This window comes from Rhodanobacter sp. MP7CTX1, from assembly GCF_014205795.1.
In the GTDB taxonomy this organism is placed as follows: domain Bacteria; phylum Pseudomonadota; class Gammaproteobacteria; order Xanthomonadales; family Rhodanobacteraceae; genus Rhodanobacter.
Window position 1 is genome coordinate 325456 of record NZ_JACHCN010000001.1, and the last position, 24947, is coordinate 350402.

19 protein-coding genes are annotated in these 24947 nt (G+C 58.3%); 7 read left to right on the forward strand and 12 right to left on the reverse strand.

Features of this window, described 5'->3' with window-relative positions:
- Positions 1-526: 526 nt before the first annotated feature.
- Positions 527-2161 carry an oleate hydratase gene (locus HDE77_RS01605; protein WP_184415386.1) on the forward strand — a complete coding sequence of 545 codons (1635 nt, stop codon included), beginning with the start codon at positions 527-529 and terminating at the stop codon, positions 2159-2161.
- 541 nt (positions 2162-2702) lie between these two features.
- Here the strand turns inward: HDE77_RS01605 and HDE77_RS01610 are convergent.
- Positions 2703-4025, reverse strand: coding sequence for a DUF4157 domain-containing protein (locus HDE77_RS01610; RefSeq protein ID WP_221444072.1), 1323 nt, complete (start codon positions 4023-4025; stop codon positions 2703-2705).
- Between the two features lie 209 nt (positions 4026-4234).
- Here HDE77_RS01610 and HDE77_RS01615 point away from each other — a divergent pair, with 209 nt between their 5' ends.
- Positions 4235-4474, forward strand: a complete 240-nt coding sequence (locus tag HDE77_RS01615; protein WP_184415388.1) for a hypothetical protein — start codon at positions 4235-4237, stop codon at positions 4472-4474.
- A gap of 71 nt (positions 4475-4545) precedes the next feature.
- Here HDE77_RS01615 and HDE77_RS01620 read toward each other — a convergent pair whose 3' ends face one another.
- The 9 genes from HDE77_RS01620 to HDE77_RS01660 form a co-directional block, all read right to left on the reverse strand.
- A complete protein-coding gene (locus HDE77_RS01620; RefSeq protein WP_184415389.1) occupies positions 4546-4827 on the reverse strand; it encodes a hypothetical protein in 282 nt (93 codons plus the stop codon).
- Positions 4828-5379: 552 nt separating this feature from the next.
- Positions 5380-7479, reverse strand: coding sequence for a TonB-dependent receptor (locus HDE77_RS01625; protein ID WP_255482476.1), 2100 nt, complete (start codon positions 7477-7479; stop codon positions 5380-5382).
- Positions 7480-7894: 415 nt separating this feature from the next.
- Positions 7895-8395, reverse strand: a complete 501-nt coding sequence (locus HDE77_RS01630) for a TolC family protein (RefSeq protein ID WP_184415390.1) — start codon at positions 8393-8395, stop codon at positions 7895-7897.
- An 11-nt stretch (positions 8396-8406) separates the two neighbouring features.
- The gene (locus HDE77_RS01635) at positions 8407-8586 is read right to left on the reverse strand and encodes a hypothetical protein (protein WP_184415391.1); all 180 of its coding nucleotides are present in this window, start codon (positions 8584-8586) and stop codon (positions 8407-8409) included.
- 296 nt (positions 8587-8882) lie between these two features.
- The gene (locus tag HDE77_RS01640; protein ID WP_184415392.1) at positions 8883-10070 is read right to left on the reverse strand and encodes an efflux RND transporter periplasmic adaptor subunit; all 1188 of its coding nucleotides are present in this window, start codon (positions 10068-10070) and stop codon (positions 8883-8885) included.
- Positions 10071-10080: 10 nt separating this feature from the next.
- On the reverse strand, positions 10081-11565 hold the full coding sequence (locus tag HDE77_RS01645; RefSeq protein WP_184415393.1) for an efflux transporter outer membrane subunit: 1485 nt from the start codon (positions 11563-11565) through the stop codon (positions 10081-10083).
- Positions 11566-11624: 59 nt separating this feature from the next.
- Complete coding sequence (locus HDE77_RS01650; RefSeq protein WP_184415394.1) at positions 11625-11975, reverse strand: hypothetical protein; 351 nt, start codon at positions 11973-11975, stop codon at positions 11625-11627.
- A gap of 81 nt (positions 11976-12056) precedes the next feature.
- Positions 12057-13625 (reverse strand): DHA2 family efflux MFS transporter permease subunit, encoded by a 1569-nt coding sequence (locus HDE77_RS01655; RefSeq protein ID WP_184415395.1) that lies wholly within the window; start codon positions 13623-13625, stop codon positions 12057-12059.
- Between the two features lie 288 nt (positions 13626-13913).
- Complete coding sequence (locus HDE77_RS01660; RefSeq protein WP_184415396.1) at positions 13914-14369, reverse strand: VOC family protein; 456 nt, start codon at positions 14367-14369, stop codon at positions 13914-13916.
- Between the two features lie 774 nt (positions 14370-15143).
- On the opposite strand from HDE77_RS01660, the gene HDE77_RS01665 reads away from it, so the two are divergent.
- Together HDE77_RS01665 and HDE77_RS01670 are read left to right on the forward strand one after the other, a co-directional pair.
- The gene (locus HDE77_RS01665; RefSeq protein ID WP_343206035.1) at positions 15144-17549 is read left to right on the forward strand and encodes a GH92 family glycosyl hydrolase; all 2406 of its coding nucleotides are present in this window, start codon (positions 15144-15146) and stop codon (positions 17547-17549) included.
- Between the two features lie 268 nt (positions 17550-17817).
- The gene (locus tag HDE77_RS01670; RefSeq protein ID WP_184415397.1) at positions 17818-20646 is read left to right on the forward strand and encodes a TonB-dependent receptor; all 2829 of its coding nucleotides are present in this window, start codon (positions 17818-17820) and stop codon (positions 20644-20646) included.
- Here the strand turns inward: HDE77_RS01670 and HDE77_RS01675 are convergent.
- Positions 20643-21104 carry a hypothetical protein gene (locus tag HDE77_RS01675; RefSeq protein WP_184415398.1) on the reverse strand — a complete coding sequence of 154 codons (462 nt, stop codon included), beginning with the start codon at positions 21102-21104 and terminating at the stop codon, positions 20643-20645. The genes HDE77_RS01670 and HDE77_RS01675 overlap by 4 nt on opposite strands.
- 145 nt (positions 21105-21249) lie before the next feature.
- Between HDE77_RS01675 and HDE77_RS01680 the strand changes: the two genes are divergently transcribed.
- Positions 21250-21711, forward strand: a complete 462-nt coding sequence (locus HDE77_RS01680) for a hypothetical protein (protein ID WP_184415399.1) — start codon at positions 21250-21252, stop codon at positions 21709-21711.
- A 5-nt stretch (positions 21712-21716) separates the two neighbouring features.
- Here HDE77_RS01680 and HDE77_RS01685 read toward each other — a convergent pair whose 3' ends face one another.
- On the reverse strand, positions 21717-22823 hold the full coding sequence (locus HDE77_RS01685; protein WP_184415400.1) for a hypothetical protein: 1107 nt from the start codon (positions 22821-22823) through the stop codon (positions 21717-21719).
- A gap of 173 nt (positions 22824-22996) precedes the next feature.
- Here HDE77_RS01685 and HDE77_RS01690 point away from each other — a divergent pair, with 173 nt between their 5' ends.
- On the forward strand, positions 22997-23440 hold the full coding sequence (locus tag HDE77_RS01690; RefSeq protein WP_184415401.1) for a polyhydroxyalkanoate granule-associated phasin: 444 nt from the start codon (positions 22997-22999) through the stop codon (positions 23438-23440).
- Between the two features lie 397 nt (positions 23441-23837).
- Positions 23838-24866 (forward strand): phospholipase D-like domain-containing protein, encoded by a 1029-nt coding sequence (locus HDE77_RS01695; protein ID WP_184415402.1) that lies wholly within the window; start codon positions 23838-23840, stop codon positions 24864-24866.
- Positions 24867-24947 lie beyond the last annotated feature (81 nt).

Here is a 24947-nt window from a genome sequence, read left to right on the forward strand (position 1 = left end):
CCTGCTGCTACGTTGCTTCAGTTTCATCAGAGTGTCTGTTCGATACAGCACACAGAGAACACGTCACATATCGCACTGCGAACGTCGTCGATTTAGCGTTTGTACAATCCAGTTCTGCGTGCGATAGCGCACAGACGCACGCTTCGCAGCACGCGCACTGTATTGATATAACTATGAGCATGATGGCCTGCCAACGCGGCGGCCGGTGCGAATTTCGCAGTTATGGCCTGAGTGTTCACGAGCGTGCCGACACCTATCTCCATGTCATCGGCTCGCAAGGAATAAGAAAGGAAATCCCTCAGCTTGGCCTCGCCCCGGTGCTGTTCCGCACACTGCATGCCGCGGCCCTTTCATGTCATCCAGTGCTGTCGCCTCAATGAGTGATCTTGAAAACTCAAATCCGCGGCAGCCATTTCAGGCCATGGGATCGCTGAGAAATGCGGCGGGCGAGGTGATGATCATATGTACGATTATTTCAAGGAGTATCACATGACGGAACTCAAGGACGTCACTGGGAGGCGCGCCCATGAATCGCCGTGAAAAGGCTGCTGGAAATCCTCCCGACCCGGCACATGAAGGTGAAAGTCGAGATGCGGCGAAGGTCTATCTAATCGGTGGCGGCACCGCGTCGCTAGCGGCGGCGGCCTTCATGATTCGTGACGGCAACATGCTTGGTCAGAACATCACCATTCTTGAGGAGCTGGACAAACTTGGTGGCAGCCTTGACGGTGCGGGCTCGCCTGAGCAGGGCTATGTTCTGCGCGGCGGACGAATGATCGAAAGCAAGTATCTGTGCACTTACGATTTGTTTTCCTCAATTCCCACCCTGGACGCCAGCAAGACCGTCACCCAGGAGATCTTCGGCTGGAATGAGACGATGAAGACCTGCTCCAAGTCGCGGCTGGTTCGCGATGGCCATAGGCAGACCGCGCCTGAATTCGGTCTCAGTGAGCTGCACATCCTGACCATCGAACGTTTGGCCGTTGAACCTGAGGCGATGCTGGGTAATGCCAGCATCGCCGATCAGTTCGATGCAAGCTTCTTCAAAACCAATTTCTGGCTCATGTGGTGCACGACATTCGCCTTTCAGCCGTGGCACAGCGCGGTCGAGTTCAAGCGCTATCTGGTGCGCTTTTCTCACATGGTGGCTGGCTTCAGTCAGTTGAAGGGCATTATGCGTACGGTCTTCAATCAGTACGACTCGATGGTCCGGCCGCTGCACAAATGGCTCGAGCAACGAGGCGTCAAGTTCGAGCTCAACACCCGTGTCACTGATCTCGGATTACTGCAGGAAAATGGTGAGAAGTTTGTGGCCGAGATCGTTTATGCGCGGGCAGGGAAGACCGGCGAGATCGCAGTCGGTGTCAACGATTTTGTTCTCGTTACCTTGGGTTCAATGACTGAAGCATCCAGCCTCGGCAGCATGGATTGCGCACCCGTGCTCAACGGCAAGGCCGACGGTGGCGCCTGGACACTTTGGAAAAATCTCGCCGAGAACGGCTCTGAATTCGGTAGTCCATCGACATTTTCCGACCATATCGACGAGTCCAAATGGGTTTCATTCACCACCACCTTGCGCGATCCCACTTTTCTACGGATTGTGCGCGACCTTACCGGCAACGTGCCGGGGGAGGGTGGTCTGATTACCTTTCCCGACTCGAAATGGTTGTTATCAATCGTCATTCCATACCAGCCGCACTTCATTGGCCAGCCTGAGGGAGTCAGTGTGTTTTGGGGCTACGGTCTGTCAGTTGACACGCCAGGTGACTTCGTCAAAAAGCCAATGTCAGCCTGCAGCGGTCGCGAAATCATGACGGAGCTGCTGGGTCATCTGCATGCCACGGCGGATACGCCTGGAATTCTGGAGAGCTGTATCTGCATACCCTGCATGATGCCGTTTATCACCAGCCAGTTCCTTCGTCGTGAGCGAGGTGATCGACCACAGGTCGTTCCCCAAGGCACGAGAAATTTCGCCGCCATCGGTCAGTTTTGCGAGTTGCCTGATGATGTCGTGTTCACTGTCGAATATTCGATCCGCTCTGCGCAAACGGCGGTTTACGCACTTCTTAAGCTGAAGTGTGAGCCGCCCAGCGTTTACAAAGGAAAATTCGATCCACGAGTCCTTGGCGACGCCATCATGGCCTTGCACGGACAGAGATAGGCCGCAGGGCGCTGAAGTGCTTCGTTTTGGGTATGTATTTTGGTACAAGTGGAAATTTTTTGTCGGCTATCTTCTTGTAAATCAATTGAATAGCATTGGTGCAGGGTCTCCTCTGGCACCAACATCGTTTCGGGACCTCATAACCTGAAGCACACTGAAACCCGCGAATGCGATTTTTTTGTGCGCGGTTTTCTTGTGGTCATCCTATTTCCGACCGTGGGAATCAGGAGTCGGAGCGCAAACGCAGGTTTTAGAGTAGTAACCGACCGCCGGATTGCCGATAGGGTGATTTAACTGCCTCGATTCCCTTTTTGTACTTCCATGCGGCCAAGGATGCAGCGCGTGGGCGTGCCTTCACGCTCGCTCTGTTCGCCGACATTTCATGCGCGACGCATTGCCACCTCGTTGTGCTCGGGTGCCGTGAGCCTGATTTCGACCCAAACCGATCTTAGGACTTCCCCGACAGCTGACATCGGGGTGAACTGCCGCTTTTCAGTGTCCCGGCATGACGCCAAAGCTCGAGGCGATGCGCGGCACCGAATCAGGGTTTCGACTTCGATTTAGGAACCGGCGCAGGTATATCGCTCAGCGGCTCTGAAACCCAGCCGCGCTCGCCAATGTGCTTGCCGCTTGCAATGATGACGTTTTGCCATTCCGCATTTTTCGGATCCTTGACTTCGGTGACTTGGACCTCAGTGTTGATGTCCAGATAAAAACTGCCGCTCGCCTTCGGCTTTGCAGGATCCAGCACGACCCGCGTTTGCTTCGTCGTGAACTTCACGTCGACCGTGGGCAGGTGCTCGGTCGATTCATTTCCCGAAGTCTTTGAAGCATCCCAGAGACCTGCTATCGCCTTGAACTGCGTCCCGCCAGGTAGCGGTGACGTTGTCGCCGTCATTTCGATCTTTGTCGGCGACTTTTTTTCGGCACGCGTCCACCCCCATCGAACTGCGCCATAGAACGCACCCGCCTGTCTTCCTTTAGTCGCGACCGCAGAAGTAGTTGCCGTCATTTCGGCGGAATCGCTGTCCCAGATCTGGAACCCAGGGGTATCGATCATCTCGGCATCGCAGGTCGTTTCGGTCTTCTTATCCGAAAAGTGCGCCCCCGGTTGTTGCGTAACAAAGGGGCTTTTCTCGGTGCGGAAGCTATCGATGTGCAAACCTTCGCCAAGGTCGCCAAGCGAAATAGATCGCGACTCTTCGGTTTTTCCTATGAAGAACGGCTGATCGTTGCGAAACGATGTTATGGCTTGAACAAAGGCAATCTCCTGGGCATCTACTACCTTTTTGTCCGGCGAAAACTTCAAGTGCAGCAAGGCGCCGGACCTCACGATCTTCTCTTTCCGGCCAGCGTCGGGCCCAGGCTGCTGCGCCCCTTCCTGGAAGGTCTCCGTGTAACCTTTCTCGCCTACATCAAAATCGCCACCCCACGTGTGAATCGGCGTTCGTCGAAGTGCATCGCTGGCGTCGCGCGCGACCGTTGGTGGCGTATTCATTCCCTGGTTTGATAGTGCCTGCCAGGCTGCGTGATCCGCTTGCTGCTCGGTTCGATCATCGATACGGCCGACGCTTCTAACGTCACGTGAGCCATCTTGCTGCTGCATCGTGTGGGCAAGCTCATGGGCCAGCAACGATTGCCCAGCTGCGCTCGTCGGATGAAACTGACCTTGGTTGAACACGATGTCATTGCCGATGGTGTACGCGCGCGCTTGAAGTGATTGAGCAGTACTCGACGCCGATGAATCGGTGTGAACTCTGACCTTGCTAAAGTCCCAACCGAATCGCGGCTCCATGAATGCTCGCGTCGATGCGTCAAGCGGCTTCGATGATGAATCAACACCGGTCTTCACCGCAGTTGACACGGCATTCGAGCCTTGAAGTCGCGGCCGATCCGCCGCCGCCGAGTGGCTCGCGCGGGCGGGTCGAACCACGCTTCGCGCATCGTTCGACACCAGCGGGCCCGGCGGGCCTCGTCGCGCAGAACAGAAAAGTCGCATTGGCGCCTCCGAAGGTTAAAGGCACACGTCGTTGAGTATCGAGAGCGTGGCAGCCGGAGTCAATCGGAAGATCGATGCCGAAGGATGCTGCGAAAGATGCAGCCCATCGCGACGCAATCAACCATAACGACCCCATGCGGGCGCCTAATCCGCCGAACAAGCATCTGCGCGTCACCCCCGTCGAGTTGGCACCTAAAGCCTTCGATTACGTGCATCTGGCAGCACCTCAGCTAGACGTGTCGGTGTTGCCGAGCCAGATTGCCGATGCGTTCGGCGTGACCCCCGCCGCGTTGCTCGATGAGGTCGGAACATGAGCGCGCATCCTGATTACAAGCGCTGAAGAGAGCCTTGTCGCAGTGAATCGACATTTAGGTTGCTCTTGCCGCTATTGATCCGGACGGCGAAATGGTGACTCCCTCTTCGGTTGCCTAGCCTGTTCACGCGTCGACGGCCAGAAACTCTCGTGCAAGGCGCAGTCCAGTTGGTCGGCCAGACGATCGAAGCACCGGGCCAGGGCGCTGGGCGAGAGCTGGAGGTGGTCCGCTTCGTCGCTGATGCGCGCAGTGAGGTCGGCCAGTAGCCGGATCTCTTCACGTGTATGGCAGAGCCGTTCGTGGGCTGCTTCGGGAAGGTAATAGCACAGCTCAGTAACCTGATTCTTTTCCATGGCACATCACTCCTTGTGAGCTGAACGATCGTCGAAACGAACACTTCTGCGAATACTTTCGGATAGCTAGCGCTCGCAAGCCCTACATATCTGTGCCAATGAGAGACGAGCTCAAAGTCGCGGACCGACGGCGCCCGCCCCCTTTGTGCAGCCTCACAACCGGTTCAAATAAGTCAACGCCAACGACAGCCATTGAGTAGTCCGCATACAATCATGCAAGCGTACACACTAAAGGATATGTGTTGTCAATGCCAACCAATTTATTGACAACCGACCTGGACGACTGGGTTAGCCAGTCAGAAGCTGCCCGACTCCGCGGGACAACCAGGCAGGCCATCGCTCGCTTGGTGGCGCGTGGTCGTATTTCTGTGCTCGCTGTCGGTGGTCGAAAGCTCGTGCGCCGTAGCGAAATCATCGCGTTTGAAGCCACGCCGGCGGGACGGAAACCGAAGCGATGAGCCTGTCTCTGCCCCCTTGTTCACAGACCCAGTGATTGGATTCAAATCTCCAAAATACTGGGGACCGAGGTCGCCTCGTTTTCCGGCGGCGGGTCTAGAAGGCCAGTCGCGCGCCCAGCATATAGGTGCGATCCGGACCCGGTTCGAAATAGCGTCCATTGCTGTCATCGACAATCACGGATCCGATGTAGCGGCGATCAGCCAAGTTGTCGATACGTGCGCTGAGCTGTAGCCGCGCACTTTGAGGCAGGGCGAACGTGTAGCTGGTATCCACGCCGATGAGGCCGTAGCCGGCAGCCTGCTGCGTCCCCGTGTCGTTGACGGTGACTGAGCTCACGCCAGTCAGGTCCATGCCTTCGCGCCAGCCAAGGTCGCCACCGTGCTGCAGCCGCAGCGAACCAAAGTTGTCAGGCACCCCCGGGATACGCGTACCGGCGAGCACTGGCATCGTTGGAGCGGCGCAAGGTGTGCTGAGGCAGGTAAAGAAATTGCTGCGGAAGCGTGCCAGCAGATGGGTGAAAGCGGCGCTGATATGCCAGTCGTTGCCAAGCTGTCCAGTCAACGAAAACTCGACGCCCTGACGACGCGCATTGCCGACATTCTGGTAGGTGGTGCGGCCGTCTTCGCTAGTCTGGACTGCCAGCTCGTCGCGCGTGTCCGACCGGAACGCGGCGGCGTCGAACTCCAGCGCCTGAGTGATCTGCCACTTGCCCCCCAGCTCAAGATTACGGCTTAGCGCCGGCCGCAGGTCGAAGGCCAGGCCGGGAAAACCATCGCTGCGATAGGCCAGTTCGACATAGCTTGGCGTCTCGAAGCCTTTGCCGTAGCTGGCATATAACCGCAGCTCTTCAGTCGGACGGAAATCCAGCCCGGCCACGGGCGTGGTCGCTTCATAATTCACGCCGCCGCTGTCGTTCGGGTTGAGCGGCGTGATGTACATATCGTGCTCGCTGAAGCGCACGTCATCATGCCGCGCACCCAACAGCAACGACCACCGATCGGCAAAGTGCCAGTACCACTGCGCGTACTCGTCGACGCTATTGACGTTGTCATCCTCATTTCGCCGCAGTGCGCCCATCACGCCCAGGGTGTTGCCCACGAAATTGTTGTAGCCGAGGCGATGCTCAAGTTGCTCGTCTCCCCTAGCGCCCAGCACAAATTCGTAGTCCCGGTCGGCCAGTTGGCCGCTGTGCGTCCAGCGCAAGTCGAGGCCGCCATAGTTGGTATCTTCGGCAACCACGCCACCAGGCGACAGGGGATTGAGCTGTACGATCACCGGAATTGCCTGATACTGCACGATGCTGCGTTGACCGAAATACGCCATGGCGCGCAACTGATTGTCGCTGTTCAATTGCTGGTCGAAGATGGCGCCGATCTGATTCTGCTGGGTGCTTTTGCGCGTGTTGAACTGAGTGGCGACGGGCGTGGCTTGCCGTGGATCGGCATCGACTTGCGCACGGGTAAGGCCGAGCTCGTCTTGCGAGGTAGGCTGGTTCAGACGGTTCACCACGATGGTCAGTTCCTTCTGATCACCCAGGTCGACACCGAACTTCGCGTTGTCTGACTCGCGCTGCACTCGACTGTGCTGACGATAGCCGCCGGAGAGAAACTCCGACCCGGCAATGTTGTAGTCGACCGGTCCCCATGCTCCCCGCGTGTCGGCGCTGTAACGGAATGTGTCATTGCTGCCGGCGTTCACGCCCAGGGTGGTCAGCGGTGTTGGGGTGCCGTCGGCAGTCCATATCTGCACTACGCCGCCGGCGGCATTGCCATAGAGCACCGAAAATGGACCGCGTAGCACTTCGATCCGCTCGGCCGAGTCGAAGTTGAAATGCGAAACCTGGCCCTGGCCATAGGGGAACGTAGCGGGAATGCCGTCGACATACAGACGGACGCTGCGCACGCCGAAGGTGGCGCGAGCGCCGAAGCCGCGGATCGAGATCTGCTCATCCTGCGCATAGTTCTGCCGATCACGCGCCAGGATGCCGGGCACGCCGATCAGCGACTCGGAAAGATTCACGCCCGGCTGACCGGAGTTGGCTGGTGCGACCCGCACCACACTGAGCAAAGCAGGCACGTCGAACGACGGAATGTTCAAGCGACTTGCATTGACCTGTACGGCCGGCAGTGTCACGGCTTTGGCGTGCGATTCATCTGCTGTCGGCGCCGCGACCTGGGCGTCGGCTGGTGCCATATGAAGGCTGCTGCAAAGCAGTGCGACCATGAAGGTAGGTAGACGCCGCATTGAGATCATCCCGCCAAGTCAGGCATCAACGACGAAGGATATCGCAAGCCGCACCGACGAACGGCCAAGGGCTGAGCAAGCACTAACCGACAAATCCTGGAAAATATCTGTGGTGTCATCCAGCGCGCCGAAGCTCTCCCCTCATTAGTTTAAGAAAAGGGAGGGGGCGGCAAAGCGGGTTGAGGTGCCTAAGTGGAGCGCCGGCGCTACCTTTCGTCTGTTTGTTTACGTCGCGATCGTCTCGCGTCGACCTGTAGCTGCTGAGGTCGGTGGTTTAACTACCTCCGGCCCCTTTGCTGTCGATCCATCGCGTGATCCACCCAGCAGCGCCATGCCAGTCATGATGGTGCCACCACATGCGGCCTTAGCGAGCTTGAACCCAGCCAAGACCGAGGCTTTTCTGCAGTGAGACGAAATCTTTCAGTAGATCGGCGCGTCCTTCGACAAGGATCTTCTGCGCGGAGAATTGCGTGCGTTGCGTATCCAGCAGATCGATCAGTGAGGATGCGCCCGCGCCGTAACGTTGGCGCATCAACGTTGCGGAGCGATCGGCTGATGCTTCGATCTGCTGCAAGCGAGTTACGCTTTCGCGCTGGTGACCGTAGCGGGATAACGCAATGTTGGCGTCCTGCAAAGCGGCGAGCACGGTTTGCGCATAGCGGGTGTCGGCTTCGTCGCGGCTCGCTTCGGCCTGACGAACGCTGCTGCGCGTACGCCCGAAGTCAAACACGTCCCATTGCAGAAACGGCACGCCAAGCCAGGTGAGGGAGCTCTTGTGCGCCAGGTGTCCGGGGTCGGCGGCCGCGAGAGAGGTGAGCAGCGCGAAAAACAAGGCGCGTGAGACGCTTGAATGGCTTTTATACATGACTGGAATCCTTAGTAACCAGCCGCGGCCGGCGCCCCGTAGCTGGGTGTCTTCAGCAGCAACGCGAGTGGAATACAGAACAGCAGCGCGATGGCAAGCAGGTAGAAAACTTCGGAAAAAGTGATCACGATTGCTTGCTGCCGAATCTGAGCGGCAAATTGGCCGAACGCGCGCATCTTTGCGTAGGCCATGTCACCGGTTCGCGCGAACCAGCAAACCAGCCGGCTGCGATGGCAGCGAGACGATCCTTGCGGCGCTTGCTGCTGGCATACTGGATAACCGAGTCTCGCGCCCACTCGTAGAGGGCTGGATACTCTATTGATTGCGTATCGGTTACCTAAGGCGCTTCGGCACGAAGCCGAAGCGGGATGTGCAGCTGAAGAAGAGGCATGACCTGTTGCAGTTCATCGATCGGCCGGGAAGGGGCTTATCGACAAGCCGTCCCGATCATGGATGCACCGTCGGCAGCGTTGGCCCTCCGGCGTACTTACTTCGCATTACCCGCCATGTTCGTGCGAATGATCTGCGCGACCTGTCCGTCGGCGTTGGCCAACTGCTGCTGATAGACATCCGTACTAAAAGCGGGCTGTGTCGGTGCCTTCTGGGCAAGCATCAGGCCGCTCTCGTCGTGCAGGTCCACTTTCGTATCCAAAGACATGCCGACACGTAGCGGATGCTGGTCCAGCTGCCGAGGGTCAGTGAACACCACGCGCACAGGAATGCGCTGCACGATCTTGATCCAGTTGCCGGTAGCATTTTGTGCGGGCAGTAGCGCGAACGCGCCGCCCGTTCCCACGCCGAGTTCCAACACCCTGCCGCCGTACCTGACCGAGTGACCATAGACATCGGAAGTCACTTCTACGGATTGGCCGATGCGCATGTGATTAAGTTGGGTCTCCTTGAAGTTGGCGTCGATCCATATCTCGTGCAACGGCACAACAGCCATCAGAGCTGCCCCAGGTTGTACGCGTTGGCCGACCTGCACGCTGCGTTTGGCAACGTAGCCGGTCACCGGTGCCACCATGGTCGTGCGAACTTCAGAGAGGTAGGCCGCACGATATTGCGCGGCAGCGGCTTTGACATCCGGATGAGACGTGACAACGGTGTCGTCTACCAACACCTTATTGGTCAGCAGTTGCTGCTCAGCCGTCGTGAGCGAGCTCTCAGCCGCCGTTAGTGCATCTAATGCATGCGAGAGCTCTTCAGCAGAGATAGCGCCGGAGCTGGCCAAGTTGACGCGACGTTCGTAGTCGGCCTTTGCCTTCTGCAGCGCGGTCTGCCGCACGGCCACATCTGCCTGCGCACCCGACACGGTGCTGTACAGGCCGCGCACCTTGCGCACGGTGTTGGCAAGGTTGGCGGCGGCATTCTCCAGCGCAACATCCGCATCCGCCTTATCAAGCTTGACCAGCACGTCACCCTTGTTTACCAAATCACCATCATCGGCACCGATGCTGACCACGGTGCCCACAATCTGCGGTGTGATCTGCACGATGTTGCCGTTGACGTAAGCGTCATCCGTACTTTCGTACCAGCGACTCTCCAGCACATACCAAACAACAAAAACCAGGGCGCCCACGAGGACACATGCACCCAGGATGCGCAGCATGAACCTACGGTTCTTCTTGTTGGGTTGTGTAGTTTCGCCAGGAGGTGGAGAGACTTCAGTAGGCATGACGGCGGCCTCAAGAGCGATGATGAATGAGGGAAGAAGAGTTCGCATCGGCGGCAACTTTCGACACGTCGGGAGCAGGCCGGCTTGGGCGATAGCCGCCACCGAGCGCCCAAATGATTTGGACGGAGTCATCGGTTTGTTCGGCATGCAGCGTGGCCATGCGCTCTTGGGCGATCAGCAGTTGCTGACGTACGCTGAGGGCTTCCAGATAGCTGCCAATGCCGGCTTTGTAGCGTTGTTCCGCTAGCGTCCAGGCATCGTTGGCCGCATCGAGTGCGCGCTGCTGCGCGTCGATCTGCACCTGCGCCGAGGCGAGCGCATCGTCGTCGTCGCACACTTCGTTGACCGCACGTACGAGTGTAGCGTTGTATTGCGCGACGGCGAGATCGTATTGCGCGTCCTTGCCGTTCAAGTCCGCACGGCGGCGACCACCATCAAAGATAGGCAGGCTGATCGCCGGGCCTGCGTCGTAGAAGCGGGACTGCGCCGTGAAGAGATTGCCGCCGCCGAGAGCGATGAGACCCGCCATTGCGCTGATGTTGACGTTGGGCAGGAATTGGGTCTTGGCCGCTGCGATGTCCTTCTCGGCCGCTTCAACGCGCCAACGCGCCGCGACGAGGTCGGCGCGATGCCCCAGCAGTTCGACCGGCAGATTCGATGGCATGAGCAAGGCGCCTGGTGGCAACAGCTGCGGGCGGGCGATCGCCAAACCGCGATCAGGGCCTTTGCCCAACAGCACGGATAGCGCGGATTGCGCTGCATCGATAGCACGATCCGCTCGCGCCTTTTGACCCTGTGCACTGGCGAGCTCTGAATCGCTCTGCTTGAGCTGCACTTGACTGTCGATGCCGGCGGTAACGCGTTGCTGTGTCAGCTTGCGCACGTCCACCGCACGCTTGAGCTCAGCCGATGCGACATCCTGCTGAGCGTAGGCATAGCCGAGCTGCACGTATGCGCGAGCGACGTTCGTGGAGAGTTCGATACGCGCCGCATGTGAGTCAACTTCCGTAGAGCGCTCCCGTCCAAGAGCAGCCTCCCATGCAGCGCGCTCGCCACCCCAAAGATCCAGATCCCATTTGAAACTGGCGTCGACATACTTTGCGGTGCGGTTGTGGCCCTTGCCAATGGGGGGCAGCGTTGTGGGCACCCGAACTTCGGTGACGCTTCCCGCGAGGTTTACCACCGGCTCGCGGTCAGCATCGGCCTGCGACGCTTCGGACTGTGCCTGGCGCGCGCGCGCGTCGGCTTCAGCAAGGGTAGGGTTGTCGTGCAAGGCCTCGGCAATCAATGCATTGAGTTGGCTGTCGCCCAACGCGGTCCACCAGTCAGCCTTGGGCCATGCGGCGGGCGACACCTCGCCGCTTGCGATGGTTCGCGTAACCGCGACAGAGTCGGGGTTGATGGGTGTGCCGTCAGGATGCAGGCCGCTGCTGCTGGCGCATCCCGCCAGTGCGAGGGTCATTCCGACCGCTGCTGCAATCAGATGAACATGCATGGTCTTATTCTCAGTACGTGGGGTGGATCCATCAGATGGAACCCGCAAGCGCTTCGGGTCTAAGCGCGTTGGCGATGGGTGTTGGTGTCGAACTTGCCAAGTAGGCGAAGCGTTGACTTCAGATCGACGACACGGCGATCTGTGCTACTACAGGAACGATTCAGCTGTCCCTTGGTCTCGAGCTTTTCCCGCATTTGTAGCGCCGCGTTGTCGCGGCGATGCCTCGACATTTCGCAGCGAGCGGCAGCAATGCCGTTACTGATCCAGAGGATATGGCGCGTTTGGCGGCCAGCAATATCGCGCAGCGTGACGCCAGCATCGATGTCCGCATCCACGATGTTGCGCGCTTTCGTCAACATGAAGCCGATTCTGTGCGTCCTCGAAAAAGTCTTCCCGGCGTCATGTTCCATGTCGAAGTCCTCGGAGCCGTTGAATGCGTGGTGCGGCAATCCGTTATTGCGCGTTCGGTCAACACTCCTGTCGGCGAATCATCAGTGACCGCCAGCCCCCGCCGCGCCAGCTGCCGCATCCTTGCCTGGGTGAGTGATCCAGATCAGTGGAATGATCAGAATAAAAATGATGGCGGACATCCAAAAGATGTCGTTGAGACCGAGCATGGCCGCCTGTGCGTTCAATCCGTTCTCGATAAAGGCGAGTGCATTGGATGCACCGACCTTGAGCGTTGACTGCGCCTGGACGATCGAGTCCGTGAAGATCTGGTTGTAGCTATTTGCCTGTTCGGTAAGTTGCGAGTGATGCAGAATCGTGCGGTCGTTCCAGCCGGTGGCCAGCAGCGATGTCCCAACGGCACCCGCGAAGACGCGCACGAAGTTCGATAAGCCCGCAGCGGAGGGGATTTTTTCCGGCGGCAGACCCGACAGGATGATTGCCGTCAATGGCACGAAGAATAGGGCGGTCGGAATGCCTTGCAGCAACGTTGGCAGGATCAGGGTGTATTGATCGATGTCAGTGGTGTACTGCGCGCGCAGGAAGAAGACAGCAGCGAACCCGATGAAGGCTAGCGTTGCCAATATGCGTGTTTCGACCTTCATCATGATCATGCCCATCATCGGCGCAAGGATCACGGCGAAAATGCCCAGCGGAGCAGTAACCATTCCTGCGTCGACGGCGCGATAACCGAGATACTCCTGTATCCACTGCGGCAGAATCACCAGGTTCGCGAAGAAGATTGCATACGCGACCGAGATCGCTACCGTGCCGCCGAGGAAGTTGCGCCCGGCAAATAGTCGTAGATCGACGATCGGTTTCTCTTCGGTTACCTCCCAGATCACGAAGAACGCAAGGCCGATCAGTGCAAACACTCCCAACGCACAGATGACAGGCGAGTTGAACCAATCCAGATCTTTGCCTTTGTCGAGCATGATCTGCAGTGCAGCGACCCAGCCGATCAGGGCGAGCAGTCCAACCGTATCAATCGGCGAATGACGAGTGGGGGTTTCACGGTCGCGATAAATCCACCACACCACCGCAGCAGCGAACAGGCCTACCGGTACGTTGATGTAGAAGATCCATGACCAGCTATATCTATCGGTGATCCAGCCACCCAAAGCAGGGCCAACGATGGGACCGACCGTTGCTGTCATCGCCCATAGCGACAACGCGCTGCCGCCCTTGTCTTTTGGAAACGTGGAGAGCAGCAACGCTTGCGACAGCGGTATCAGTGGACCCGCTGCCACTCCCTGTAGCACGCGGGCCGCGAGTAATACGGAAAGATTGGGTGCAATGCCACACAACGCAGACGCAATCACGAACAGCAGAATCGCTCCAACGAACAGCTTGACCTGACCCATGCGCTGAGTGAGCCAGCCCGTGAGGGGGATCGACACCGCGTTGGCGGCCGAGAACACGGTGATCACCCACGTTCCTTCGTCAACGGAGACGCCAAGATCGCCTGACAGCGTTGGAATGGCCACGTTGGCGATGGAGGAGTCGAGCACGTTCATGAACGTGGCAAGTGCAACGGCAAAGGCGCCGAGTGCAAACCGGATACCCGCTAAGGGGGCCGGGGCCGGGACGGCGGCTGGAGTGGGTGGGTCCATGGGCGTGCGGCCATGTAGGTGACAATGCAGCGCGTGGCGGGTCGGACAACTGCCTGGTTAGATAAATAGTTGAAAAACGCAGGCCTCGTTTGGACAGGCGTTGGAGGTTGGACGAGCGAATGGCACGCTGCAAAAATCCGCTTTCGACCCGAGGCAGGCATGATTGACCTGATGGGATCGAGGTGAATATGGGCGTGGCGTGAGCGGTGTTGTATCGTCCGCGCCAATGGGCCAGTTCCAAGCCGACATCCGTGAGCGTTTGGATCCGTACCCCATTCCAGCTGCGCACTAACCGTACGTGAAGTCCGGCTTGCTCTGTCCGACCTCGATAATATAACCGTCAGGATCGCGGATATAGCAGCGAGTCTCGCCGTACTTTTCCTTCGGCTCCGTGATGAACTCGGCTCCCCGGCTTTTCCATAGTTTGTAGCACGCTTGAATATCCGCGACGCGGATATTCATGAAGCTGCTGATCTTGTTCGGATCAGCGAGGGTGCTGAGCGTTACGGACGGTTTGTCGGGGGTCGGTCCGCCCCCGACGTTGACAAGCAACCACGTATTCGCGATCTGAATATAACCAGGCGCGCCCTTGCCGTCGCCTCTGCTTAGAACGCGACCATCAAAGACCTTTTCATAGAATTGAGCCGATCGGTCGATGTCGGCTACCGTGAGAAAATGCGCGACGCTGATCCCATCTCGCGGGGGCATTTCATAACTCTTCTGTTCGATTTGTACGCTGTTCATTGACCACCCCACTTCGATACCGTGCTCATAAATGCAACTCGCGACGATCCCGGTCGCTGCGGCTTAAGAAGCCTACGAGTGACAGGTCAGCACGCACGGAAAAATGGGAAGAAGAACAAGGAATCAACCCATGCTTGCGCATGACCGTCGCCCCTTATGCTCCTTCCTCAATCAGACCAGAAGGCGATAGACGATTCGACAGGCAAACTACGGCTCGCAAATTGGTAAAACTACGTAGAGCACCGTCCCTGCCTGCGACACGTGGGTGGTCCGTTTCAGACCGGAGGCGGACGTCGTTGACCTGCGTTGGCGGTGTCCGATAGCCAAGTGGATGGATGGCCAAATGAGTGCTGTATGGCATCGTGTGACTCGGTGTGAACGCTCGTCAGGCCTCCGGGAGGGGAGTGGACGTACTGGCGCGATCGATGCGGCCGCCGTGAAATTTCATGCCTTGACTCAATGTTGCGGCGCAGGAAGGCTATGTGGAAATGTTGTTGTAGAGTCTTGGCCGCGCATGATGTTGCGTCGCCTGCAGTGGCTCGAGGGTGAGTCCAGGGCAGGGGCGGTGGGAGTGGCATTTTTTTTTGCCAATCAATTTAGATCGATCTAAATTGATTGGGGGGCCCGCAACGACTCAAGGGTGAGTCCATCGCGGGCGAGGCTGAATGGGCAAATTTTTTTGCCAGAAAATTTAGATCGATCTAAATTCATATCGACGGCGGCAGCTGGCGCAGCTCAAACGCACTAGCGTTGCATTCTCTGGGAGACACGTTCGTGACCACACGTAAGCTAACGATCTTGTTCAAGACGGTAATGACGGGTGCTGTGCTGTGCGCGATAACGAGCGTCAGCGCGACCGCCGCAGGCGATGCCATGCCGAGCGACTCGGTCAATCCGCTGATCGGCAGCAGCAATGGTGGTAACACGTTTCCCGGCGTCACGATGCCTTTTGGCATGCTGCAATGGAGCCCCGAGAACACCCGCGGCAAGCATACGCATACGGCATCGCCGAGCGGTTACTTGTACGAGGCTGGCCGTATCCGCGGTTTCAGCCTCACCCATCTGTCGGGCGCAGGTTGTGCGGGCGCCAGCGGCGATATTCCATTCATGCCGATCACCGCGGCAGTGGGGTCGTCGCCATCGCGGGATTTGCAGGACAAGATCTACGCCAGCGATTTTTCACACGCCGACGAACAGGCGAGGGTAGGCGACTACCAGGTTCGACTTGCCAATGGCGTCAGTGTCGAACTCGGTGCGGCCATGCACAGCGGCATGGCCCGCTTCACGTTTCCAGGCGGCAAACCGGCGAATCTGTTGATTCGCGGATCGGATTCGGAGGTCGGCAGCAGCGATGCGACGGTGCAAGTCGACAAGAGCGCGCGTACGGTCAGTGGCTCGGTGACCAGCGGCAATTTCTGCGGCTATCTCGCCAAGGCGGATCAGCGCAGCTATTACACGCTTTACTACGTCGCTTCATTTGATGCGCCTTTTGCACAGGTCGGCGCCTGGCATGACGGCACGCTGCAGCCAGGGGCAACGTCGGCCAGCGGCGGCACCGGGTACGGCGACAAGGGGTTTCCCGAGTCGGGCAAGGGCTCTGGTGTATGGCTGGGTTTTGACCCGTCCAAGGGGCCGGTGCAGGTTCGTGTCGGCATCTCGTACGTCAGCCTGGACAATGCGCGGGCCAATCTCGCAGCGGAAATTTCGGCGGGTACTGATTTGGCGCAGGTGCATGAGCGCGCGCGCGCTGCCTGGAACAAGGCGCTTGGTCACATCGCCGTTGACGGCGGCGACGCCAACCAGCGTACAACTTTTTATACCGCGCTCTATCACGTGCTGATGCATCCCAATGTCTTCAGCGATGTGAATGGCGAGTACCGCGGCTTCGACCAGAAAACCCACCGCATCGAAAGCAATCAGGATGCGCAGTATGCAAATTTTTCTGGCTGGGATATCTATCGCTCGCACCTGCAACTGGTGACATGGTTGATGCCGAAGGTCGGCAGCGACATCGCACAGTCGTTGTATAACCAGGCACAGCAGAATGATGGCGAATGGGATCGCTGGACGCATAACAGCGGCGGCACGCATGTGATGAGCGGCGACCCGGCGGTGCCAGCGCTTGCCGACATCTACGCTTTCGGTGGCAGGGACTTCGACCTGCACGGTGCCTATGCATCGCTGCTAAAAGCCGCTACGGTGCCTACCGCGCACGATGGCTCCGATGACGGCTGCAATGTCGAGTGCGTGGGCCAGCGGCCGTCGTTGGATCAGTGGTTGAAGCTCCACTACATCGCCAAGCAGTCGCATGCATGGGCTGGTGCCGCGGAAACGCTGGAGGATGCGACGGCCGACTATGCCTTGTCACAGTTGGCGGCGGATGTCGGTGATCGTAGTAACGAACGACAGCTCCTCGTGCGTTCCGGATATTGGCGCAACCTGTTCAACCCGAAGGCGACCGCGCAAGGTGGCTACATCCAGGATCGCAATGTCGACGGATCATGGCCTGCCTTCTCGCCAGCTAGCGATGATGGCTTTGTCGAGGGGAGTGCTTCGGTATACGTCTGGATGGTTCCGTTCGACATCCACGGTTTATTCCAGAAAATGGGCGGTAAGTCTAAAGCGACTGACCGACTGGACCGCTTTTTCCATGATGACACTGGCCATTGGGCATTCACCAACGCCGGTCCGTTGCACGCGGAATTGAACAACGAGCCATCCGTCGCCACGCCCTGGCTGTACGACTTCGTTGGCCAGCCGTTCAAGGCCCAGCAAGTCGTGCGCGCGGTCGTCAATACGCTGTGGAAGAATGCGCCGGACGGTATTCCAGGCAACGACGATTTGGGCGAGATGTCGTCCTGGTATGTATGGTCGTCGCTGGGCCTCTATCCGGAAATTCCCGGTCGAGCCGAGCTGGTGACCGGCAGCCCGTTGTTCACGCATACGGTCATTCATCGTGCGAACGGCGAGGTCACGATCGATGCGCCGAATGCGGCGGTCGATCATCCCTATGTCCATGCCATGTGGGTAAACGATCAGCCACATGTCAGCCCCTGGCTGCAGTCCAATTTTGCCGAGCATGGCGGGCATCTCCGCTTTGACTTGCAATCGACAGCAGATACGCATTGGGGAAGTGATGGCGCGAACGCACCACCATCATTTCCGCCAGCGGGATCCTGAGCTCAGCTAAAGGCTACGGGAGCTTTTTGCCAAAAAGTTAGATCGATCTAAATACGGGGCTTGCCGATGAGCCCGCGAAGAGAAGTTGCTGCATCGGACGAAAGCCATCGATCAACGATTGTCGGATGGCTTCTGGTGGGGGAGGGGATACAGGTCCTGGACTGTAGCGATGTCGTTTCGACGCGGCATGCAAGAGGGCAGGTGCATGGCTCATGTCGTCCTTAGTAGTGCGGGCGACTGACAACTTTGTGAGGGAGAAACAACGTATATGAAGCCTAAATTGATAGGCGCAGTCGCTATCACGCTGCTGGCCTTTTCCATTAATCAGGCGATTGCCCAGAGTGCTACCGGATCGCCGCAGACGCAGGCAGGAGACACCCAGGCAACGCCATTGACACCGCCTGCAGATGGAAAATCCGAAAAATCCGACGACAAAAAGAAAAGTGAGGCCAAGAAGCTTCAGGTCGTGCAGGTAACCGGATCACTCATCCCACAGGCACAGATCGAAGGCGCGTCGCCGGTGACTACGGTGACCGCCAAGGACATCGAGAAACAGGGATTCGTCGATACCTATGATGCCCTGCGTTCGTTGACCGTCTCGAATGGCTCGGTCCAGGATCCCCAATCCACCGGGGGATTCACGCCGGCTGCCAAGACCATCAGTCTGTTTGGCCTCAGTCCTGATTTCACGCTGACCTTGCTCAACGGCCGGCCGATGGCCAGCTACCCATTGGCCTATAACGGCAATACGAACATCACCGATATCGCGAATATTCCCGTCGGCCTGATCGATCACATCGACGTGCTGACTGGCGGCCAATCATCGATCTACGGCTCGGCCGCTATTGCTGGCGTTGTGAATATCGTGCTGAAGGATCACATCGAAGGTACGCACCTCGATCTGCGCTATGGCGACTATTCGGACGGCGGTGGTGCGAGCAAGCGGTTACAGCTGAGTTCGGGCCACCAGTGGGGCGACCTCGACATAAGCGGCGGAATACAGATTTCCAAGGAAGACCCGATCTGGGCTTACCAGCGCAGCTACATCAGCTCCTTGAATGATGATCCCGATCCGTCGGGGCGCGTGAACTCGCGTACCTTCCTGCGCCTGAATTCGACCACCAACACCTACATCGACCCAGGTGCGGCAGCATGCTCGCCACTCAGTTATCTCTACAACAACAGCACGTCCTACAGTTACCGTGCGGACCACGGCTACTACTGCGGCAGCCCGGACAACGTCAGCAATGCCACGCTGTCGAATCAGGAAACCGATGCCAATGGGTCCTTGTTCCTGCGCTATCACCTGAACGATCACACCGAATTGTATTCGGACATCCTGTACAGCTACAGCAACCCGACTTACGTCGGTGGCAGCCCGTCCTGGAACCAGACGTTCTACAACCAGACCGCTGGACAATACGAGGAGTGGCAACGCATCTTCGCGCCCGAAGAGATCGGCTCGGAAGCAGGGCAGCAGCAGATATTCACCCGAACCTACAACATCAGCATCGGCGCACGCGGTCAAATAGGAAATTCGGACTGGAACTACGATGCCTACTACAACCGGTCGCAATCCAGCGTCGTGCGCGAGACGCTCGATTTTCTGACCAACAACGGCGCCAATGATTACTATCTGGGGCCGTCGTTGGGCACCGATGCGAATGGCTATCCGATCTATGCGCCGAATTTGGGCCGGCTGTATCAGCCGCTGACGCCGGGGCTGTACAGCCAGTTCACCGCGGACAACCGGGCGACATCCGTATCGTGGACGCAAAACGAAACGATTACGGCGAACACGACGGATCTGTTCTCCATGCCGGCGGGCGACGTCGGCGCGGCGGTGATCGCGCAGACCAGCAATCAGCGCTTCTCCAATGCCTCCGCCAGCCCGTTGGCGGCTCAGGGTTATTTCCTGGGCGTCACCGGCAGCACCACGGCCTCTGGCGCCAGTGAACAAACCGCCATCGGCGGGGAAATGAAGATACCGCTGCTCCAGAAGCTCACGGCGGATGTGTCCACCCGATACGACAAATATCTCTACGGCGGCGGTGAGCATGGTCGGCCAACCTACAAGCTCGGCCTGGAATATCGTCCTTTCGACACGCTGCTGATTCGCGGAAGCTATGCGACAGCGTTCCGCGCGCCAGACATGTTCTATCTGTTCTCGGCACACAGCAGCGGGTATTCGGGCGCGACCGACTATTACCAGTGTCGCCAGGCCGGCTACAACGCATCGACCTACAGTAACTGCCCGGTGGGAGACCAATCCATTCTTGCGGTGTCGTCCGGTAATCCAGACTTGAAGGACATTACCGCCAAGACGCTTACGTACGGCTTTGTCTGGTCCACGCTGGACAACCGATTGAGCTGGTCGGTCGACTACAGCGCCTTCCGCATCAGCAACGAAGTGGAGACGCTGAGCGCGGACGAGATTCTGCAGGCGGAGGCCAATTGCCGCCTGGGGAAATCGGAGAATGGACAGACGTCGTATGACATTGGCTCGCCCACCTGCCAGCAAGTGATCGGTGAGGTTTCGCGATTGCCCGCTTCAAGCCCGGTCAATCCGGGCGGCATCCAGCAGGTAAGCACCTATCCGATCAACGTTGCCTCCGAATATCAGACCGGCATCCAGTCAGCCTTGAAATATCGACTGCCGGCCGGCCGCCTGGGCACGTTTTCTTTCGGTCTCGACTACTACGACGAACTCGTACACACCTTTCAGGAGAAAGCGGGTGACCCGGTCACCAACTACTTGTGCTGTTCCAATTCGGATGAGTTCAAGAGTCGAGTCAGTGGCACGGTCACCTGGGATATCGGCAAGTGGAGTACGACCCTTTACGCCATTCGCGATGGAAGCACCTGGAACGCCATCGGCACGCAGCAGAATATCGGGCCATGGCTGACCTTCAACGGCAGCCTGCGCTACAAGGTCACACCCAAGATCACGGTGGCGCTGACGGCCAACAACCTCTTCAACAAACGTCCGCCGACCGATAACACCAACGACAACTGGCCGTATTACGACGAAGGGGACTACAACGCATTGGGGCGTTCGGTCTTCCTTGATGTCGGCTTCGACCTGGGGATTAATTAGTTCGCAAGGCGCCAAAGACATTGGCGGCGTGCTGGATGGATGGCACGCCGCCATTTCGGGATTTTCTGGTGCCGAAAAGGGGTGCCGAAAAGATGCCGGAGGTGGTTGAGTTTCGCGGGCCCGGCTTTCACCCGCTCGTTGGCGTTGCGGCCGCCCCTGCTGTCGCGCGATGACGGATCGTTCTGGTGTTTACTCTGCCATTGCCTGGAATCGGCGACTCCCCGACGGGCGCGGCTGTTTAGCGTGCTGGCGAATATCGCGAAATCGTTGTCCTTGACTCCGGCACGGAACCACTCGCGATATGCCTCTGCTCGCAGCGTGCGATCTTGAGCTATGTCCAGAGAGATCTGATGTGGCGTGAGGAGCGGATCGCTACGCAGGGCAAGATTGGCGTGTACGCTAGTCTTTAGGGACGGCAGATTTTTGTGTAAGCCTGCGGTGAAGGCTTGCTTTGGCACCTTTGTTCGTGTCGATGACAATTTGCCCAGTCCAGGCATTCCACGCGATCATCCAGTGTAGTGGCGACTGCTGGAGTGCGCCTGGCGGTGCGTTAACTTGGGCGTTGGGCCTGAGATAGATCGCTCTTGTAGCGCGGAGGAGTGCATGTCCACCAGTCCTTCTTTCGATATCGTAGCTGCGCACAAATATTTTGCAGCGCACTGTTTCAACGCAGCCTGGGACCTTATCGACAAACCCGAACGCACTGCGGAAGACGATCGGATGATGGTCGTGCTCAGCCAGGCGTCAATCTATCACTGGCTGAATCGCCCCGACTGCGAGCCTAGACGGCTGTCGGTTGGTTATTGGCAGGCGTCGCGAATTCAAGCGCTACTCGGAAACGCCGCAGAGGCAAGGAATCACGCGGAAGTTTGTCTTCAATACAGCATTGGGCAAGATCCATTCCTCCTTGGTTATGCCTATGAAGCCATGGCCAGGGCAGCGAAGATTGCCGGCAATCTCAGCAAAGCCGCAGAGCAGGTGTTGCTAGCGAAGGAGCAAGCAGCCTTGGTCTCCAACAAAGAGGACGGCGAACTGTTGCAGAAGGATCTGGGTGACCTTGAATAAAGCGGCTATCTCCTGAACACCATCAACACGATTTCCAGCATGATCAGCAGGACCACTGAAATCTCAAGCAATTCGGTGCGACGGCTCGACGCTTCCTCATACAGCGCGGCATAGGTATCGCGGATGATCGCGAGTTTCCGGTCGACCGACTCGCCGAGTGCCGGAACACGAAATAGTCCGAGCGCCGTGCTATACACCCGGGCCAGGTAAACGTCCTCGGTCACCTGCAGGGCGTTATCCACTCGCTCGGTAAGCTCAGTGACCTCGGCCACCAGCGTGTACAGGCGCCGCGCGAGGTGCGCGAATCGGCGTGAAGCAAACAGCGACATGGCACCGTGTGCGTTTTCCACGCGGTCGTACATGCGCGGAAGTTCATCGTCGAGCAACGTGTCGTAGTATCGAAACTCGACCAGCTGGGCATTCGCCACTTCGATGACATCAGCCACGTCGGTGTCACGCCGCGGCTCGTAGATGAAAGCCCTATCCCAGGTGAGGATAACCATGTCGTCCGCGTAGTAGGAGAAGCTGCGCGCGAGGAGCTCCCGGTTGGATGCCGCGGACAGGGCGCGCTTCTCACCCGACAGAAGCGCAGCGAGGTCCACGCGATTGCGCAACTCCGCCGCATCCAGTGGCTCGCTGAATGCGTGCACTGTCCCGATGAGATAGTCCTCATCGAGCGAGGTATCCACCGCGGGGCGATCGAGCGCAGGCAAGATGACCTCGCAAACACGAGCGAGCAGGTTCGTCCAGAACGTGGTGGACGTCGGCCCGACGGCACGGTCCAGCGCATCGAAATCGGCAACGAATGCGTCCCACGTCAGGTCAGCTACAGCCACCCGTGCGGCCAAGGCAGCTACACCGAAGTCATACAGTCGCACTGATAGTTCGGCGGTCACTTCGCGGTTGCCTAACGTCAGCAGGGTCGATCCCAGCGCCAGCTGCAAGGGCGCCACGCCGAAGTTGAGCGCCTTGGGCGGCGTGCTGGTCAGTTGGGCCCGGCTGACCTTGCCGCTTTCACGCATCGCCCAAAGGGACTCGGCGTGCGTTAGATCGATGGTATAGGCGATATCGAACAGACGTAGTGCGGCAAGTTCCCCGGACCTGACTGCCAAGCCTATCGAGTCCATATTGACGAAGCCTGCGATACGAAGGTGGTGAGTGTAGTCCACGGGTGTGACAGAAGCCGCGAAGGAGGGTGGTTCAGGAATGTCCGCGCAAGACGCTCTCACCGAAGGCTCACTTTGAATCTGTCATACACCCATCGCCATTCGCTGCGAGTCTTCTTATGCCACGTCGCATCCGTCATACCGTCAACCTGTTTTCGATCTGGTTGGATTTAGCCGCACGATCCGCCGAAATGTATGGTGCATCCAGTGAGGTCATCGCCAAGCGCACGCAACGGATGGCCACAATGGGGCCTAATCCGGTGGCTTCGGATCAACGCGAAATGAAACGCATGGTGCAAGAAAAAGCCGACGCTGCCAGTGAATCCATGGAGGCCATGGGAGCTTCCATGGCGGCAGCCTACCAACGAGCGATGATCAAGGGCATGGATCAGATAATAAGCAATGCCACTTCGATGATGTTGGGTGGCAAGCCAGGGCGCATGAATTTGGGGATCGACCTGACCGAGATAGCAACGACCTCCGCCAAGGTGGCAAAAGCAGGGATGGGTCCCTATCACCGTCGCGCGACCAGCAATGCCAAACGACTACGTAAGGGTCCGTAGCCCGTTGGTCATTATGGTGCTCAACGCACCGACTGAACAGCGCTTGTCGGCGTTGGATCGATTGCTGGCTGCACCGCCAGGCGCGTGACTCGCAGCCGCGTCTTTGAGAGGCCCCGCATGTCGGGGCTTCTCATTTTTTTATGGGCGGATGCGAGGGGATCTACGCGCCGATCGTGCTTTCAGCGTGTACGGATTCTAAACGTAGAAACCTGCACCGCATAACGGAAAAACCAGCGTCACATACCCACGTTCCAATCGCGCAGGGCTGTGGCGTCATGCGCCTGCTGCAGGGGGGCACTGGATAGGTTGGACAGCCGGAAGCTGCTCAGGAAGGGCGGTGACCACGAATCGCATGGACTCGCGTCTCATCTGTTTTCCATATCAAAGGGACTTAAACATGAAAGTTCGTTGCGGGTTATCCGTTGCAGTCAAGGCTGCACTTTTCGCCTCCGTATTCTGCGTCGGCAGTTTTGGCATTGCCGCGCAGGCTCTCGCCAGTGAAGCGACCGCCGCCGTCACCCAGACGCTGGTCATCGAGCCAGACCAGGGCATGACGCCCATCTACAACCTGATCCAGTCGGCCAAGTCCAGCATCGACATGACGATGTACGAACTGGTCGATACACAGGCTTCGGGCCTGCTCTGCACGGCCGCTGCGAACGGCATCGCTGTGCGCGTGATCCTCGATCAGAACCTCGAAATGAGCAACAACCAGGCGGCCTACACCCAGCTGAAGGGCTGCGGCGTGAGCGTGGTCTGGGCATGGACCAAATACGCCGCCACGCATCAGAAGACCATCACCATTGACGACGCCACCAGTGCGGTGATGACGCTCAACCTGACCAGCCGTTACTACAGCACTACGCGCGACTTCGCGCTGATCGAGAACGATGCAAACGATGTCGCCGCGATTGAAAGCACCTTCAACGCCGACTTCAAGGCTCAGACGATCACGCCGCCGGTCGGTGATGACCTGGTGTGGAGCCCGACCGTGTCCAAGACCGATCTGGTCAATGTGATCAACGGAGCGAAGGACAGCCTGCTGATCGAGAACGAGGAGATGAGCTACAGCACCATCGTCACCGCACTGGAGAATGCTGCCAAGCGCGGGGTCAAGGTGACGGTCTGCATGACCAACGACGACAACGATTACGAGAGTGAATTCGAGGCTCTCACAAAAGCTGGTGTGAAAATCAGCACCTATCCGGATACCGCTACGGGGTTTTACGTGCATGCCAAGGTGATCGTGGCCGATTTCGGTACCTCGACCGCGAAGGCTTTCCTTGGCTCGGAGAACTTCTCCTCGGCCTCTCTGACGGAGAACCGGGAACTCGGCCTGATCACGACTACCTCAGCCATCCTGACCCAGCTCAATGCCACGCTCAGCAGTGACTATGCCGGTGGTACGCCCTGGACCAAATCGTAACGTTTCGCCGAAGCGCGTGGTGCCTGGCATCATGCGCTTCGGCACATTCCCGGGTGTGTTTCGGCAAAGTGCTTTCTGTCC

Coding starts and splice junctions, on each gene's coding strand:
- HDE77_RS01655 (WP_184415395.1), bottom strand. CDS start 13,625: ATGGACCCACCCACTCCAGCCGCCGTCCCGGCCCCGGCCCCCTTAGCG.
- HDE77_RS01640 (WP_184415392.1), bottom strand. CDS start 10,070: ATGCCTACTGAAGTCTCTCCACCTCCTGGCGAAACTACACAACCCAAC.
- HDE77_RS01605 (WP_184415386.1), top strand. CDS start 527: ATGAATCGCCGTGAAAAGGCTGCTGGAAATCCTCCCGACCCGGCACAT.
- HDE77_RS01695 (WP_184415402.1), top strand. CDS start 23,838: ATGAAAGTTCGTTGCGGGTTATCCGTTGCAGTCAAGGCTGCACTTTTC.
- HDE77_RS01660 (WP_184415396.1), bottom strand. CDS start 14,369: ATGAACAGCGTACAAATCGAACAGAAGAGTTATGAAATGCCCCCGCGA.
- HDE77_RS01630 (WP_184415390.1), bottom strand. CDS start 8,395: ATGTATAAAAGCCATTCAAGCGTCTCACGCGCCTTGTTTTTCGCGCTG.
- HDE77_RS01670 (WP_184415397.1), top strand. CDS start 17,818: ATGAAGCCTAAATTGATAGGCGCAGTCGCTATCACGCTGCTGGCCTTT.
- HDE77_RS01635 (WP_184415391.1), bottom strand. CDS start 8,586: ATGGCCTACGCAAAGATGCGCGCGTTCGGCCAATTTGCCGCTCAGATT.
- HDE77_RS01615 (WP_184415388.1), top strand. CDS start 4,235: ATGCCGAAGGATGCTGCGAAAGATGCAGCCCATCGCGACGCAATCAAC.
- HDE77_RS01620 (WP_184415389.1), bottom strand. CDS start 4,827: ATGGAAAAGAATCAGGTTACTGAGCTGTGCTATTACCTTCCCGAAGCA.
- HDE77_RS01690 (WP_184415401.1), top strand. CDS start 22,997: ATGCCACGTCGCATCCGTCATACCGTCAACCTGTTTTCGATCTGGTTG.
- HDE77_RS01680 (WP_184415399.1), top strand. CDS start 21,250: ATGTCCACCAGTCCTTCTTTCGATATCGTAGCTGCGCACAAATATTTT.
- HDE77_RS01645 (WP_184415393.1), bottom strand. CDS start 11,565: ATGCATGTTCATCTGATTGCAGCAGCGGTCGGAATGACCCTCGCACTG.
- HDE77_RS01650 (WP_184415394.1), bottom strand. CDS start 11,975: ATGGAACATGACGCCGGGAAGACTTTTTCGAGGACGCACAGAATCGGC.
- HDE77_RS01625 (WP_255482476.1), bottom strand. CDS start 7,479: ATGGCACCAGCCGACGCCCAGGTCGCGGCGCCGACAGCAGATGAATCG.